13 protein-coding genes are annotated in these 15,574 nt (G+C 66.7%); 6 read left to right on the top strand and 7 right to left on the bottom strand.

Annotated elements, in window-relative coordinates; genetic code table 11:
• Positions 1 to 49 precede the first annotated feature (49 nt).
• Both FAZ11_RS13325 and FAZ11_RS13330 read left to right on the top strand, forming a co-directional pair.
• A complete protein-coding gene (locus FAZ11_RS13325) occupies positions 50 to 646 on the top strand; it encodes a hypothetical protein (protein WP_137279289.1) in 597 nt (198 codons plus the stop codon).
• A 120-nt stretch (positions 647 to 766) separates the two neighbouring features.
• Positions 767 to 2,260, top strand: coding sequence for an aldehyde dehydrogenase (locus tag FAZ11_RS13330; protein WP_058772302.1), 1,494 nt, complete (start codon positions 767 to 769; stop codon positions 2,258 to 2,260).
• Positions 2,261 to 2,302: 42 nt separating this feature from the next.
• On the opposite strand, the gene FAZ11_RS13335 is transcribed toward FAZ11_RS13330, so the two are convergent.
• The 3 genes from FAZ11_RS13335 to FAZ11_RS13345 form a co-directional block, all read right to left on the bottom strand.
• Entirely contained in the window at positions 2,303 to 3,355 is a 1,053-nt protein-coding gene (locus FAZ11_RS13335) for a hypothetical protein (protein ID WP_058772303.1), read from the bottom strand.
• 195 nt (positions 3,356 to 3,550) lie between these two features.
• On the bottom strand, positions 3,551 to 4,171 hold the full coding sequence (gene gmk, locus FAZ11_RS13340; protein WP_058760382.1) for a guanylate kinase: 621 nt from the start codon (positions 4,169 to 4,171) through the stop codon (positions 3,551 to 3,553).
• 10 nt (positions 4,172 to 4,181) lie between these two features.
• Complete coding sequence (locus tag FAZ11_RS13345) at positions 4,182 to 5,042, bottom strand: YicC/YloC family endoribonuclease (protein WP_058772304.1); 861 nt, start codon at positions 5,040 to 5,042, stop codon at positions 4,182 to 4,184.
• A 171-nt stretch (positions 5,043 to 5,213) separates the two neighbouring features.
• On the opposite strand from FAZ11_RS13345, the gene rph reads away from it, so the two are divergent.
• The 3 genes from rph to FAZ11_RS13360 all read left to right on the top strand — a co-directional run bounded on the left by rph (position 5,214) and on the right by FAZ11_RS13360 (position 8,034).
• Entirely contained in the window at positions 5,214 to 5,936 is a 723-nt protein-coding gene (gene rph, locus FAZ11_RS13350; RefSeq protein ID WP_058760384.1) for a ribonuclease PH, read from the top strand.
• Positions 5,937 to 6,091: 155 nt separating this feature from the next.
• Positions 6,092 to 6,454 (top strand): DUF4870 domain-containing protein, encoded by a 363-nt coding sequence (locus FAZ11_RS13355; protein WP_058760385.1) that lies wholly within the window; start codon positions 6,092 to 6,094, stop codon positions 6,452 to 6,454.
• Positions 6,455 to 6,741: 287 nt separating this feature from the next.
• Positions 6,742 to 8,034, top strand: coding sequence for a hypothetical protein (locus FAZ11_RS13360; RefSeq protein WP_058760460.1), 1,293 nt, complete (start codon positions 6,742 to 6,744; stop codon positions 8,032 to 8,034).
• A 68-nt stretch (positions 8,035 to 8,102) separates the two neighbouring features.
• Here FAZ11_RS13360 and garD read toward each other — a convergent pair whose 3' ends face one another.
• A complete protein-coding gene (gene garD, locus FAZ11_RS13365; RefSeq protein WP_058772305.1) occupies positions 8,103 to 9,659 on the bottom strand; it encodes a galactarate dehydratase in 1,557 nt (518 codons plus the stop codon).
• Positions 9,660 to 10,062: 403 nt separating this feature from the next.
• A complete protein-coding gene (locus tag FAZ11_RS13370) occupies positions 10,063 to 11,100 on the bottom strand; it encodes a LacI family DNA-binding transcriptional regulator (RefSeq protein ID WP_058772306.1) in 1,038 nt (345 codons plus the stop codon).
• Positions 11,101 to 11,512: 412 nt separating this feature from the next.
• On the opposite strand from FAZ11_RS13370, the gene FAZ11_RS13375 reads away from it, so the two are divergent.
• Positions 11,513 to 12,337, top strand: a complete 825-nt coding sequence (locus tag FAZ11_RS13375; protein ID WP_240043587.1) for a class I SAM-dependent methyltransferase — start codon at positions 11,513 to 11,515, stop codon at positions 12,335 to 12,337.
• Between the two features lie 365 nt (positions 12,338 to 12,702).
• Here FAZ11_RS13375 and FAZ11_RS13380 read toward each other — a convergent pair whose 3' ends face one another.
• Together FAZ11_RS13380 and FAZ11_RS13385 are read right to left on the bottom strand one after the other, a co-directional pair.
• Entirely contained in the window at positions 12,703 to 13,743 is a 1,041-nt protein-coding gene (locus FAZ11_RS13380; protein ID WP_058772307.1) for a threonine aldolase family protein, read from the bottom strand.
• A complete protein-coding gene (locus FAZ11_RS13385) occupies positions 13,740 to 15,551 on the bottom strand; it encodes an aminopeptidase P family protein (RefSeq protein ID WP_058772308.1) in 1,812 nt (603 codons plus the stop codon). Before FAZ11_RS13385 ends, FAZ11_RS13380 begins: the two co-directional genes overlap by 4 nt.
• Positions 15,552 to 15,574 lie beyond the last annotated feature (23 nt).

The following is a 15,574-nucleotide window of genomic DNA, read 5'->3' on the forward strand; positions in this document are numbered from 1 at the left end:
CGGCTCAAGCACGGGCGTCCAAAGCAGCTCACCCCTGCAGGACCCTGCCATGAATACCGCCGCCTTGCGCCTCGTGATCCAGACTACCCAGGTGCGGGCCCGGGACAGTGGCGAGGCCAGCCGCACCTATGCCGACCAGGCGGCGCGCAACGCGACCGACGGTGCCAGCCGTGGCCCGGCGCTGGAGCGCTTCGCCAGCGCCTATGTCGAGCGCGTGCCCGATGCACTGGATGCCCTGCTGCATCAGGCGCGGGCCGTGGCCTTCGAAGCACCCCTGGCGCGCGTGCTGGAACGGGCCCTGGCCGGCTTCGCGCCCGCCGCGCTGGCCCAGGCGCCCTCGGCCAGCCTGGCGCTGCTCGCCGCGGCCTATCGCTTCCATCGCCTGCTCGAAGGCCTGCATGACCGCCTGGCCGCCTGGTGGGGGGCGGCCTGTGCGCCGGCGGCGCCCAGCCTGGGCAATCTCATCGCCCACCAGGTGCTGGGCCAACTCACCGTCGCGGCGCTGGAGGATGCGGTGGATGGCTGGCTCGACGACCTGGACGCCAGCGTCGAGCCCCGGCTGACGCGCCAGTGCTTCCAGCCGCGGCAGCGGCGTGGCGTCCTCGTGACCCTGCCCAGCGCCCTGACCCGTAGCCGCCAGCGGTAACGCAGCGTTCGATAAAACGCACGTTTCGGCGCTTTCGACGGCCGAGTGTCAAATATATTGATAACCCTTCCGACCCTGGTTTAGGGTGGCTGCTCACCGCCATTAGCGAGGAGTCACTCCATGAGCTTGCCCAGCCGCGCCGAGTGGGAGCAGCGCTTCCAAGGTCTCACCCTGGAAGGCCGCGCCTTCATCGACGGCGCCTATGTCGACGCCGCCTCCGGTGCCACCTTCGATTGCCTGAGTCCGGTGGACGGACGTTTCCTCGCCAAGGTCGCCAGCTGTGACGCCGCCGACGCCGACCGCGCCGTGGCCGCCGCCCGCGCCGCCTTCCAGAAAGGCACCTGGGCGCACCTGGCACCGGCCCAGCGCAAGCGCGTGCTGATCCGCTTCGCCGATCTGCTCCTGGCCAACGCCGAGGAACTGGCGCTGCTGGAAACCCTGGACATGGGCAAGCCCATCGCCGACTCCTTCGGCATCGACGTGCCCGGCTCGGCCAACGCCATCCGCTGGAGCGCCGAGGCCATCGACAAGCTCTACGACGAGGTCGCCCCCACGCCCCACGACCAACTGGGCCTGGTCACCCGCGAGCCGGTCGGCGTGGTCGCCGCCGTGGTGCCCTGGAACTTCCCGCTGATGATGGCCTGCTGGAAACTCGGCCCGGCCCTGGCCACCGGCAACTCGGTGGTGCTCAAGCCCTCGGAGAAGTCGCCGCTGACCGCCATCCGCGTCGCCCAGCTGGCGCAGCAGGCCGGCATTCCCGCCGGCGTGTTCAACGTGCTGCCGGGCTACGGCCATAACGTCGGCAAGGCCCTGGGCCTGCACCCCGACGTCGACACCATCGTCTTCACCGGCTCCACCCGGGTCGCCAAGCAACTGCTGGCCTACTCCGGCGAATCCAACATGAAGCGCGTCTGGCTGGAGGCGGGCGGCAAGAGCCCCAACATCGTCTTCGCCGACGCCCCCGATCTCAAGGACGCCGCGGCGGCCGCCGCCAGCGGTATCGCCTTCAACCAGGGCGAGGTCTGCACCGCCGGCTCGCGCCTGCTGGTGGAGCGCTCCATCAAGGACCAATTCCTGCCGCTGGTGATCGAGGCCCTCAAGGGCTGGAAACCCGGCCACGCCCTGGAGCCCGAGACCAATGTCGGCGCCCTGGTGGACACCACCCAGCTGGAAACCGTGCTGCGCTACATCGAGGCCGGCCATGCCGAAGGCGCCACCCTGGTGGCCGGCGGCAAGCGCACCCTGGAAGAGACCGGCGGTGTCTACGTCGAGCCCACCATCTTCGACGGCGTGAGCAACGCCATGAAGATCGCCCAGGAAGAGATCTTCGGCCCGGTGCTCTCGGTGATCACCTTCGACACCGCCGAAGAAGCCATCCAGATCGCCAACGACACCCAATACGGCCTGGCCGCCGCGGTCTGGACCCGCGACATCTCCAAAGCCCACAAGACCGCCCGCGCCCTGCGCGCCGGCAGCGTCTGGGTCAACCAGTACGACGGCGGCGACATGACCGCGCCCTTCGGCGGCTTCAAGCAATCCGGCAACGGCCGCGACAAGTCGCTGCACGCCTTCGACAAGTACACCGAACTCAAGGCGACCTGGATCAAGCTGTAAGCCCTCGCCAGGCTGGCCCGGCCGGGGCCAGCCTGGCGCCGTTCAGCGCTGGTAGACCGTTGCCTGGTTGCCGAAGCCGCTCTGGTTGATCCGCGCAGTGGAACCCACCTGGTCGATCACCGCCGAGTTGGAATCGCCGGTCTGGCCGATGAAGGCGCTGGCGCCGGTGAAGGTATCCGGCACCGTGTTCTGGGTGATGGACGCCAGGTTGCCATTGCCCTGCTGCTGGATTTCGGCGCCTACCTCGAAGCCGTCCTGCACGAAGATAGCCCGGTTGCTGTCGCCCGTGCTGGTGCCGGCGATCCGCGCCTCCAGTCCGCTCTGGGTGGCGCCCAGCTCGTTGTCATTGCCCTGCTGGGTGAAGGTCAGGTCGCTGAAGCCGGCGCGCTGCAACAGGCTCGCCTGGTTGCCGTTCCCCGCCTGGATCAGCGCCAGCGCACTACGGTAGCGACTGGTCTCCTGCTCCGCCGCCGCGCTGTTGCCATCGCCACGCTGCTGCAAGCTGGCCGTGCCCCCGGCGAAGGAGACGTTCTGGGTCAGCTGCAAGGCGTTACCGTTGCCGACCTGCACCACCTCCGCCAGCCCGCCACTGCGCTGCTCCACCGTCAGGCGGTTGGCATCGCCCGTGGTGGTCGCGCGCAACTCGTTGCCACCGAAACCCAGCTGGCGCACGCTGTAGAAGTTGAGATCGCCCGACTGGCTCAGATAGGCCGAGGCCGCATTGCCCGACTGCTCCAGTTCCAGGGTATTACCGGCGCCGCCACCGGTCTGCACGATGTCGGCGAGATGGTTGCCATTGTCCAGTTGGCTCACCCTGACCTGCTGGCCACTGCCCTCCTGAAGGATCTGCAGGCTATTGCCGCTGGACACCTGCTCGATCCGCGTCTGGGCGCCGAACGCCTGGCGTTGCTCGACGCTGGCGCGATTGCCAGCGCCACTCTGCACCTGTTCGATGGTACTGGCGCGCCCGCCGCTCTGATTCAGGGTGGCTTGGTTGTCGCTGCCGGTCTGGGTCAGGGTGGTGGTTTGCTCGACGGCCAAGGCCGGCAGGGCGAGGCCGGCGAGCACGGCCGCCAGCAGGGTATGGGTCTTCATGACAGTCTTCCGCTCCGGTGGCTGCTACCGAGCGCAGGGCGACTACTCGCGAACCCGGCTGGAGACCGGCGTCGACCGCACTGCAACGAAAGAGCCGCGCGAATGCGGCTCAGCCTCGGAGTGTGGTGAGCCGGCGAGAGATTGCCATCCATCCAAGGAGCGGTTTCGACGAGCGCCCCAATGGATGGTCAAGGCTTATCCCAGCAGATCCACCAACAGATCGTCATGGCGTCGCTGCTGCCGATCCAGGCGCAGTTGGCGGGTGCGGAAGATCGACTTGAGGTCTTCCAGGGCCTTGGCGAAGTCGTCGTTGATGATCAGGTAGTCGTACTCGACGTAGTGGCTCATCTCGCTCACCGCCTCGCGCATGCGCCGCTCGATGATCTCGGCGCTGTCCTGGCCACGGTTGTCCAGGCGCTGGCGCAGGGCGGCCTGGCTCGGCGGCAGGATGAAGATCGACTGGGCATGGGGTAGCTTGCGGCGGACCTGCTGGGCGCCCTGCCAGTCGATCTCCAGGATCAGGTCGTGGCCTTCGGCAAGGGTGCGCTCCAGCGCCGCCTGGGAGGTGCCGTAATAGTTGCCGAACACCTCGGCGTGCTCGAGGAAATCCCCGTGTTCGAGCAGGCTGGTGAAGGTCGCGCAGTCGACGAAGTGATAGTTCACCCCATCCGCTTCACCTGGCCGCATGGCGCGGGTGGTGTGGGAGATCGACACGCGCACCTCGGGCAGGGCGTCCAGCAAGGCCTTGACCAGGCTGGTCTTGCCGGCGCCGGAGGGCGCGGAAACGATGTAAAGGGTGCCGGGAAGGGCTGTCATGGAAGTCCGCCTATTCGATGTTCTGCACTTGCTCGCGCATCTGTTCGATGAGCACCTTGAGATTGATGGCCGCCTGGGAGGCGCGGGCATCGATGGCCTTGGAGCCGAGGGTGTTGGCCTCGCGATTGAGTTCCTGCATGAGGAAGTCCAGGCGCCGGCCCGCCGCGCCGCTGCCGGCCAGGACCCGCCGCACCTCGGCCACGTGGGTCTCCAGGCGGTCCAGCTCTTCGGCCACGTCGCTCTTTTGCGCCAGCAGCACCAGCTCCTGCTCCAGCCGCGCCGGCTCGAACTCGACACCCGCCTCGGCGCAGCGCTCGAGGATACGCCGCCGCTGCAGCGCCAGCAGCTCCGGCAACAACGCCCGTAGCGTCGCCACTTCCGCCAGCACCTGGACCAGCCGCTCCTCGATCAGGAGGCTCAACTCCCGGCCCTCACGCAGGCGACTGTCCAGCAACTCGTCCAGCGCCGCGTCGAACAGCGCCAGCACCTGCGCCTTGCGTTCGGCGTCATCCACCTCGGCCCCGACCAGCACGCCGGGCCAGGCCAGCACGGCCAGGGGATCGAGCTTGGCCGGCCGGGCGATCAGCGCCGCGACGTCTTCGGCGGCCGACACCAACTGCGCCGCCCGCCGGGCGTCGACACGCAGGGCCACGGCCTCGTCGCGCTCTTCGCGCAGTACGCACTCCACCTTGCCGCGCGACAGCCGTCGGCGCAGCGCGTCACGCACCCCGGGTTCGGCGTCACGACAGGTCTCGGGCAGGCGCAGGTGCGGTTCCAGATAGCGGTGGTTGACGGAGCGCAGCTCCCAACTCAGGGTGCCCTGGGGCCCCGGTCGCTCGACCCGGGCGAACGCCGTCATGCTGTGCACCATGGCAGGATCCTCGTCTGGCGATGCGCGGAGGACCAGGCAATCCGGCCGCTCCCCGCACGTAAAACGCACGATTCTAACGCACCTGATCGGGGCGCCCAATGCATCCGTGTGCACGAACCGGGCGCTCCCTATACTATGGGCCAGATTTCTACGCCTTACAGGAAGCCCGCAATGAAGCGTCCCAGTGGCCGCGCCGCCGATCAGCTGCGCCCCATCCGCATCACCCGCAACTACACCAAGCACGCCGAAGGCTCGGTCCTGGTGGAGTTCGGCGACACCAAGGTGATCTGCACCGCCAGCGTCGAGGCCGGGGTGCCGCGCTTTCTCAAAGGCAAGGGCCAAGGCTGGCTCACCGCCGAATACGGCATGCTGCCGCGCGCCACTGGCGAGCGGAACCAGCGCGAAGCCGCCAAGGGCAAGCAGGGTGGCCGCACGCTGGAGATCCAGCGACTGATCGGGCGCTCGCTGCGCGCCGCCGTGGACCTGTCCAAGCTGGGCGAGAACACCATCTATATCGACTGCGACGTGATCCAGGCCGATGGCGGTACCCGTACCGCCTCGGTGACCGGTGCCTGCGTGGCCCTGGTCGATGCCCTGGGCGCGCTCAAGCGCCGCGGCAACCTCAAGGGCAATCCGCTCAAGCAGATGGTGGCCGCCATCTCCGTGGGCATCTACCAGGGCACCCCGGTGCTCGACCTGGACTACCTGGAAGACTCCGCCGCCGAGACCGATCTCAACGTGATCATGACCGATGCCGGTGGTTTCATCGAAGTCCAGGGTACCGCCGAAGGTGCGCCCTTCCAGCCGGCCGAACTCAACGCCATGCTCGAATTGGCGCAGACCGGCCTGCGCGACCTGTTCGAAATCCAGCAAGCCGCCCTGCGCGGCGAGTAAGAGCCTAGTTAAAGGCTCGCGAGCTAGAGTCAAACAAGGCGAAAATGGCTGAGGAAGCGGAGTTTACAACCAGTAAATGAGCATTCCGAAGCCATTTTCAACGCCGTTTGGCCGACGCGCAGCAGCCTTTGGATAGGCTCTAAGGGAGACTAGCCATGCACGACCTCATCCCCGCCCCCAGCGCCGACGCCCGGCGCTGGGCCATGCTCTGCCACTACGCGGCCTTCCTCGGTTTCGTGGTGCCTTTCATCGGCAACGTCATAGGTCCGCTGGTGGTCTGGCAGCTCAAGCGCGAGGACGATCCCTTCATCGATCGCCAGGGCAAGGAAGCGCTGAACTTCCAGCTCACCGTCACCCTGGTGCACATGATCTGCGCGCTGCTGGCGTGGGTGCTGATCGGTATTCCGCTGATGCTGCTAGTCGCTTGCGTGGCCTTCGTGCTGACGGTGATCGCCGGTATCAAGGCCAACCAGGGCCGCGATTACCGCTATCCGCTGAGCTGGCGGATGGTCAACTAGGGCCTTATTTGTGGCCTGCTTCCGATTCCCGCGCTGAGGATTTCCGCTAGCGCCGGCGCCGTTTGACAGGCGCCGGAAGCCCTCCGCTATCATCCCTTCAGCTGACTTCTTTCACGCTGCTGCAGCGCCCCTTTCTTGCGGTCGCTGGCGGTAGCGTGCCCGCCTTTTACGCTTCGCCTCTGCAGTCCGTCGATAACGCCAAGCTGGCGTGTCGCCGGTGCGCCTCGCTTCTCACGTCAGGACTGGTGGCTCACGACGCCATCGGCAGCACAACAGGGATGATCATCATGACGGTTGCCACCGCCCCCTCTTCCGCCTTCCAGCGCGTGCTCGAATGGCGCTATTCCACCCTGATGGTGTGGACGGCCATCGGCCTGCTGTTCGTCGAGACCTTTTCCGGCTTTCTGCGCTACGCCCTGGACATGGTCGGCGCCTCGGCGCTGGTCTATCTGCCCAAGATCGCCTGCCTGGCGCTCTTCGCCCTGCAGCTGGTCACGGTCAAGATACCCAAGGTGATCTGGGTCGGGCTGCTCGCCGGCCTGGCCTATGCCGCCCTCGCCCTGCTGCATGGCGGCACCTTCAACAACGTGCTGTTCTCGCTGTTCGTCTACAGCCCGCTGCTGTTCGGCCTGCTTTGCGGTCGCGAGCTGCTCAAGCAGCGCCGGCTGCTGGCGCGGGCCATGTTCCTGCTGCTGATCGCCTGCCTGATCGGCATCGCCCTGGACAAGTTCACCGCGGTGCCCTGGAAGGGCTACAGCTACAACCTGGGCGGCAACGACATCGCCGGCAATACCCAGTGGGTCGCCGGTGAAGAGGACCGCATCGCCGGTTTCGCCCGGGTCTCCAACGTGCTGGCGGCACTGATCGCCGTCTACTGCCTGTTCCTGGCGCAATTCGCCCGCTCCAAGGCGCTCTGGCTGGTGGTCGCCCTGATCGGCTTCTTCGGCATCCTGCTCACCACCAGCAAGGCGCCCGCCGCGGCCTTTGCCTTCACCCTGCTGCTGATGATGACCCGCCGCTTCCAGTGGCCGACCTACGCCCTGATCCTGCTCGCCGTGGTCGGCGGCATGCTGCTGCCGGTGCTCGGCCTGATCCGCGACTTCGATCCGTTGGTGGTGATGAGCGACAGCGGCCTGGCCTCCTTCTACGATCGCCTGGTCAACACCTGGCCCAACGTCGTCGCGGAGATGAGCCGCCACGGCTGGACGGTCGAGGGTGCCGGCTTCGGCCTGTTCGGCAGCTCCATGGCCGCCTTCCCCGTCCCGGGGATCGACCTCTTCGTCACCAGCGATAGCAGCGTGGTCTATCTCTGGTGCGTGTTCGGGGTCGTCGGCATCCTGGGCTATGCCCTGCAGCTGCCGGTGTTCATCCGCCTGCACACCGCGCCCGACCGTCTGAGTCACACCCTGCTGGCCATCGCCTTCTGCCTCTGCCTGATCGGCTGGACCACCGACCTCTTCGATATCGGCGTCGGCAACCTCTTCGTCGGCATCATCCTCGGCTACGTGCTGATGCGCGATGCGGAAGACGACGAGCAGCAGCGGCTGCGACCGGTCAGCGGCAGCGCCCTGGCCGACTGAGACCTAGCGGCTGACGAAAAAAAGGGCCGATCCCGCGAGGGATCGGCCCTTTTTTATGGGCGCACGCCTCAGGTCACCGGCGCCGGATTGAACAGCGCCAGGTCGTTGTGCAGGCGATGGCGCTCGGCCCAGGTCTGCCGCCGGCCGCTGGCCACGTCCAGGTAGCACTGGAAGATTTCCCAGCCCATCTCCTCCAACGACAAGCGTCCGCTCACCACCCGTCCGGCATCGATGTCGATCAGATCGGGCCAGCGCTCGGCCAGTTGGGTGCGGGTCGAGACCTTGATCACCGGCACCATGGACAGTCCATAGGGGGTGCCACGACCGGTGGTGAAGATGTGCAGGTTCATGCCCGCCGCCAGTTGCAGGGTGCCGCAGATGAAGTCGCTGGCCGGGGTGGCAGCGAAGTACAGGCCCTTGCCCTTGATCTTCTCGCCAGGCGCTATGACCCCGGCGATGGGGCTGGTGCCGGACTTGGCTATGGAGCCCATGGCCTTTTCGACGATGTTGTTCAACCCGCCCTTCTTGTTGCCAGGGGTGGTATTAGCGCTGCGGTCGGCCATGCCCCGCTCCAGGTAGCGGTCGTACCAGTCCATCTCGCGGATCAGGGCGTCGGCCACTTCGGGGGTGGCGGCGCGGGGGGTCAGCAGGTGGATGCCGTCGCGCACCTCGGTGTTCTCGGAGAACATCACCGTGGCCCCGGCCCGCACCAGCAGATCGGCGGCCACGCCCAGGGCCGGGTTGGCGGTGATGCCGGAGAAGGCGTCGCTGCCGCCGCACTGCATGCCCACCACCAGCTCGGACGCCGGCACCGTCTCGCGGCGGCGCCCATTGAGCAGCTCCAGGCGCACCTCGATCAGCCCCATGATCTGCTCGACCATGCCGGCGAAGCCGTTGGCCGAATCCTGCAGGCGGAACAGCCAGGCCTCTTCATCCTGCCCGGCGGTGAGGTCGTCGCCCGGCATCAACTGGCTGGCCTGCAACTTCTCGCAACCCAGGCCGATGACCAGCGCCTGGCCGCCGAAATTGGGGTTGCGGCTGATGTTGTGCAGGGTGCGGATCGGGATAACTGCATCGGGGGCATTGATGGCCACGCCGCAGCCGTAGCTGTGGGACAGCGGCACCACGTCGTCGACGTTGGGATAGCGCGGCAGGATCTCCTTGCGCACCCGCTCCACGCAATGGTCCAGCACCCCCACCACGCACTGCACGGTGGTGGTCACCGCGAGGATGTTGCGGGTGCCGACGCTACCGTCCGGATTGCGGAAGCCCTCGAAGGTATAGCCCTCCAGCGGTTCGCCGACCTGGCCAGGGGCGGTGGCCTTGGGCAGGTTGTCCAGCGCCGGCGGTTCCGGCATGCGCAGCAGGGCCTCGGTGATCCAGCTGCCGGCGGGAATGTCCTGCAGGGCGTAGCCGATGACCTCGCCATAGCGCACCACCTTGGCACCGGCGGTCAGGGCTACCAGGGAAACCTTGTGACTCTGGGGAATGGCCTCGACGGTGGTCAGGCCATCGGCGAAGGCGGTGCCAGCGGCCACGCCGGGTTCGTTGACCACCACCCCGACGTTGTCCTGGGGATGGAGCTTGATGTAGCGCGGCGAATCTCGGTGATCGATCAGGTGCATGGTCTTGTTCTCCGTCGGGATCAAGCCCGGACTGGGTCAGGCTGAGGGGCACCCAGGAACTCGCCGCGGGAGGTACGCCGTTCGACGCGTGGGATGCAAACGACGCGAGGCAGGGTAAGGGGTGCCAGGATCATGAAATCCACCATCCTCGAGTCTGGCGGACCTCCGGACTGCTGGCGGCCACCGCGAAAGGCAGCGACAGGGTGCGCCTACAGATAGGTCTTGCGGCATCCACAACGGAGCCCTCCCGCCTGATTGTTGTTATCGAGCGCGGCCTGGCTGCAGCGTGATTGCGCAATCATCACGAGACGCAATCAACCGGCGCAGCCCGCGCGCTTGGCCCAAGACTAGCCATGATTGCGCAATCAAACAAGTACGATGTCTAACGACGCTAGGCCGCCAGTCAGGTCGTGGCGCGGTCGATGATGTGGAAGCCGGTATCGAGGCGGACGGGCTGCCGGGGCTGCTCACCCCCGCCAAGACGCTGCAGCAGTGCCTCCGCCGCCAGGGTGCCCATGCGCTCCCCCGCCACGCTGACCGATGACAGCGGCGGATGCATCTGGGCCGCGCTGGAGAGATTGCCGAAGCCCAGCACCGCCAGCTCCTCGGGCACGCCTAGACCGCGACTCGCGGCTTCCGCCATCACGCCCTGGGCGACGGTATCGGAACTGCAGACCACCACGTCGTAGGGCTCACCTCGGGCTAGCAACCGCTGCAGCCCGATCCGTCCGGACTCCACCAGGGCGGGTGCCGGCAGGATTTCCACCGCGGGCTCCGCCAATCCCAGCTCGGCCAGGCGGGCGACCAGACTCTGGCAGCGACGCAGGGCGCGGGGATCGTCCACCGACACCACCGCGAAGCGGCGATAACCGCGGGCATACAGGTGCTCGGCCTGGGCCCGGCCCACGGCTTCGTGGGAGAAGCCCACCTGCATGTCCAGCGGCGCCTCGCTCAGGTCCCAGGACTCCACCACCGGAATGCCGGCCTGCGCCAGGCGCTCGCGGCTGGCCGCGGTGTGCAGGGTGCCGGTCAGCACGATGCCATCGGGCCGGCGCCCCAGCACGGCGGCCAGCAGCTGTTCCTCCTGTTCGGCACTGTAGCCGGTCAGGCCCAGCAGGGTCTGGTAGCCGGCCTGGGCCAGGCGATCCATCAGCGCCTGCACCGTCTCGGCGAAGATGGAGTGGACGATGGTCGGCACGAACAACGCCACCAGGCGACTGCGCTTGGACGCCAGGCCGCCGGCCAGCAGATTGGGGACGTAGCCGGTGGCCTGCACCGCCGCCAGCACCTTGGTGCGCGCCGCCTCGCTGACGATCTCCGGCCGGTTCAATGCCCGCGAAACGGTGATCGGCGACACCCCGGCCACCCGCGCCACGTCGATGAGCGTGGGGGCAGCGGGGTTGAGCGAGGATGGGGAGGTTTTGCCGGACGTCTTGGCCATGGATTGCCAAAGATGGTGAAGGGAGGCGTCATGGTAACGGTTGGGACGGGTGGCGTCCCCGCGAACAGCGTCGCTGTGGAAAACCGCGGAGCGTTTTCCACTGGGAATGGATACCGATAGAGCATCGAATCACGTGGGAGCGGCCGCATCGGCGGACCGCTATGGCCGCGACACACCCTACGCCAGGTCTGATGGCGGCCATGGGCCGTTCTGACAGAATCGAGTACGCTTTAAGAGTGACCGTATCGCCCTAGCCTTACAACCTAACTGCCATCGTCGTGCAGATATCTGCCGCTAGCTCAAGGAACTCCCGCGTCAGCTCGGAAAGCTGCAGGAACACCGAGCTGCCTGCCCTGGGAACATGAAGTCCGCGCTAGGTACATCACGTACCCGCTCGGCCAGCAGCTGGACTATGCGCGTCAAAGGTGTACTCATGCCGCACTCAACTCCCTCGATACCTAATGTCCTTGCGCACAACCAAGCGGTTTGGGACACGCTTGCCGAGCAAGAGTGTGAATGGTCTCGCCCGGTTTCTTCGGAGGTCATTGAGGCCGCTCGCCAAGGACAGTGGTCCGTCAAACTGATACCCAGCGATCTACCCGAACACTGGCTGAATCACGTCGCGGGTCTGGATATCCTTTGCCTTGCTTCTGCGGGGGGCCAGCAAGCTCCTGTTCTAGCGGCGGCAGGTGCTAAGGTGACTGTCTTCGATGCTTCCGAGAAACAGTTAGCGCAGGATCGACACGTCGCTGAGCGGGATGGCTTGGATCTGCTCACCGTTCAGGGTGACATGCGCGATCTTTCAGCCTTTGCCGACCATTCGTTCGACGTCATCTTCCACCCAATTTCCAACCTCTATATACCTAACGTTCGACCTGTCTGGAGAGAGTGCTACCGCACCCTCCGTAGCGGAGGGCGTTTGCTGGCAAGCTTCTATAATCCAGTCGTTTTCGTGGAGGATCGCGCTCCCGAGCTGCGCAAACAAAAAACAATTCGCCCGCGTTACAGCATTCCCTATGCCGACACGAGGGATCTGGAACCCGGACAGCTCGAAAGCAAGATTGCACACGGCGAAGCCCTAGTCTTCGGGCATAGCCTCGGTGATCAGATCGGAGGCCAGATCGAGGCGGGCTTTAGCATCGAGGGATTCCTCGAAACCCATCAACCGACTCCACGCTTCGTGATTGATGAATTCCTACCGACGTTCATTGCTACATTAGCTGTGAAACGTAGATGAGCAGGAGGCGCCGAGGGTGAGCGCCACAATAGAGGCTTTACTGGACATCACAATGAACAGCGTAGCGTGGAAAACGGCGCAGCCTTTTCCACTAGGGACTTAGTGCCTAGGGGGTCCCTCACCCCAACCCTCTCCCAAGGGGAGAGGGATTTATCCAGGCAGGCGTTCAGCGCCCCCCTTTGCGGCAAGATCGCGATCAACCGTCGTGTCCCCGCCCGTAGTAGGAATCAGGTACCGGTGGATAGGTTAGGCCTTCCCGCCCTGGCATCGCCTTACCGCGGCTATGGCGGTCCGACGATGCGGCCGCTCCTACAGGGAGTGATGCTTCCGTAGGAGCGGGCGGAACGCCCTGGCCACGACACGCCCTACCCCCCCATCGCCATCCGAATGTCCGCCGCCAGTTCCAGCACCCGGGCTTCCTCGGTGTCCCAGGAACACATGAAGCGCGCCCCGCCGCTGCCGATGAAGGTGTAAAAGCGCCAGCCGCGACTGCGCAGGAACTCCAGCGCCGGTTCCGAGAGTTGCAGGAACACCGAATTGGCCTCCACCGGGAACATGAAGTCCACCCCGGGTACCTCGCGCACCCGCTCGGCGAGCAGTTGCGCCATGCCGTTGGCGTGGCGGGCATGGCGCAGCCAGGTGTCGTTCTCCAGCACGCCGAGCCAGGGCGCGGAGAGGAATCTCATCTTGGAGGCCAGTTGGCCGGCTTGCTTGCAGCGGTATTCGAAGTCCTCGGCCAGATCGCGGTTGAAGAAGAGGATGGCCTCCCCCACCGCCATGCCGCTCTTGGTGCCGCCGAAGCAGAGCACGTCGACGCCGGCTTTCCAGGTCACCTCGGCTGGGGTACAGCCCAGGCTGGCCACCGCATTGGAGAACCGCGAGCCGTCCATGTGCAGGTGCAGGCCGAGGTCGCGGCAGGTGGCGCTGATGGCCTGCAGCTCGTGCAGACCATAGAGGGTGCCCACCTCGGTAACCTGGGTGACGGTCACCGCCCGCGGCTTGGGAAAGTGGATGTCGGCGCGCTTGGTGGCGATCTGCTGGATGGCGCCCGGCGTCAGCTTGCCCTGGTGCGCCGGTGCCAGCAGCAGCTTGGAGCCGTTGGAGAAGAATTCCGGGGCGCCGCATTCGTCGGTCTCGACGTGGGCGGTGTCGGCGCAGATCACGCTGTGATAGCTCTGGCACAGCGCGGCCAGGGCCAGGGAGTTGGCCGCCGTGCCATTGAAGGCGAAGAACACCTCGCAGTCGGTCTCGAACAGTTGGCGAAAGCGATCGGCGGCGCGCGCCGTCCAGCTGTCGTTGCCATAGGCGGTCTCATGACCGACGTTGGCTGCCGCCATGGCCGCCCAGGCCTCCGGGCAGATGCCGGAGTAGTTGTCACTGGCGAATTGCTGGGCATTGTTGCTCATGGAGCGGTCCTCGCGACGGGTTCGGTACGGGCGAGCAACCAATCGCGGGCGGCGCCTTCCACCAGCGGCAGCACACGGCGGCGGACCTCGGCGTGATAGCCGTCCAGCCAGTCCAGCTCGTCGGCGCGCAGCAGCGCGAGGTCCAGGCAGCGGGTGTCCAGCGGGCAGAGGGTCAGGGTTTCGAAGGCCAGGAAGTCGCCGAACTCGGTGCTCTCCGCGCGGGTGCACAGCAGCAGGTTCTCGAGACGCACGCCCCACTGTCCGGGGCGATAGATGCCCGGTTCGTTGGAGGTGATCATGCCCTCGCGCAACTCATGGTGCGGCGTGATGGTGGCATAGAAGGAAATCGACTGCGGCCCCTCGTGCACATTGAGGAAGTAGCCCACGCCATGCCCGGTGCCATGGCCATAGTCGATGCCGGCGGCCCAGATCGGCTCGCGCGCCAGGGCATCGAGCATGGGCGCGGCGACCCCGGCGGGGAAGCGCGCCCGCGACAGCGCCAGCATGCCCTTGAGCACCAGGGTGAAGTCACGCTTCTGCGCCGCATTGGGCGTGCCTATGGGTACTACCCGGGTGATGTCGGTGGTGCCGCCCAGGTACTGGCCGCCGCTGTCGATCAGCAGCAGGCCGTCGCCCTGGAGTTCGGCATGGGCTTCTTCGGTGGCGCGGTAGTGCGGCAGGGCACCACCGGCGTTGAAGCCGGCGATGGTGGCGAAGCTCAGGGAGACGAAATTCGGCCGGGCGGCGCGCGCCTCGGTCAGCCAGTCGTCCACGGTCAACTCGGTGAGGCGTTCGCCGCGGGCCAGGGCCGCTTCGAAGCGGGCGAAGAAGACGCACAGCGCCGCGCCATCCTCTTCCATGGCCGTGCGCACCTGGGCCGCCTCCTCGGCGGTCTTGCAGGCCTTGAGCAAGGTGGAGGGGTTTATCTGCTCCAGGCGCTTGACGCCCTGGGCCGTGGCTTCGGCCAGGCCCAGGGTCACGCGGGCCGGATCCACCAGCAGGCAGCTGCCCGCGGGCAGGCGCGCCAATTCCGCAGCCGCTTGATCGTAGTCGACCAGGGTCACGCCATCGGCCACCAGGGCGGCGCGGATCTCGGCCGAGACCTTGGCCGGATCGATGAACAGCCGACAGCTGTCCTGGCCCAGCAGCAGGTGAGCGAGGAACACCGGGTTGTAAGGTACGTCGGCGCCGCGCAGGTTGAGCAGCCAGGCGATGTCGTCCAGCGAGGAGATGAAGTGCCACGCCGCGCCTGCCTCGGCCATGGCCTGGCGGACCTGGGCGAACTTGGCAGTGCGCGGCTGGGGCGCAAAGGGCGGGGCATGCACGAAGACCGGCGCAGCCGGCAGCTCCGGCCGCTCGCTCCAGATCGCCGCCAGGGGATCGCGATCGGTGCGCAGCTGGATGTTCTTGGGCTCCAGCGCCTGGCGTAGCGCGGCAGCGGCGCCCAGGGACAGCACCTGGCCATCCACCAGCACCGTACCGCCCGCGGGAACCTGAGCGGCCAGCCAGTGCAGATGGGCCTGGGGCTGGCCGGCGACCTGTTTCATCAGCTCGATGCCGCTGCCGGCCAATTCACGGGCGGCCTGCTCCCAGTAGCGACTGTCGGTCCAGACGCCGGCGGCATCGCGGGTGACCAGCAGCAGGCCGGCGGAGCCGGTGAAGCCGGACAGCCAGGCGCGTCCCTGCCAGTATTCGGGCAGGTACTCGGACAGATGGGGATCGGCGCTGGGGATCAGGCAGGCGTCGGCGCCCTGCTCGGCCAGGAAGGCGCGCAGGCGGGCAAGTCGTTGAGCGGGAGTGGCGGTCATGAACACCTCGACAAAGTCAGGGG

This window comes from Pseudomonas rhizoryzae (assembly GCF_005250615.1).
Classification (GTDB): Bacteria; Pseudomonadota; Gammaproteobacteria; order Pseudomonadales; family Pseudomonadaceae; genus Chryseomonas; species Chryseomonas rhizoryzae.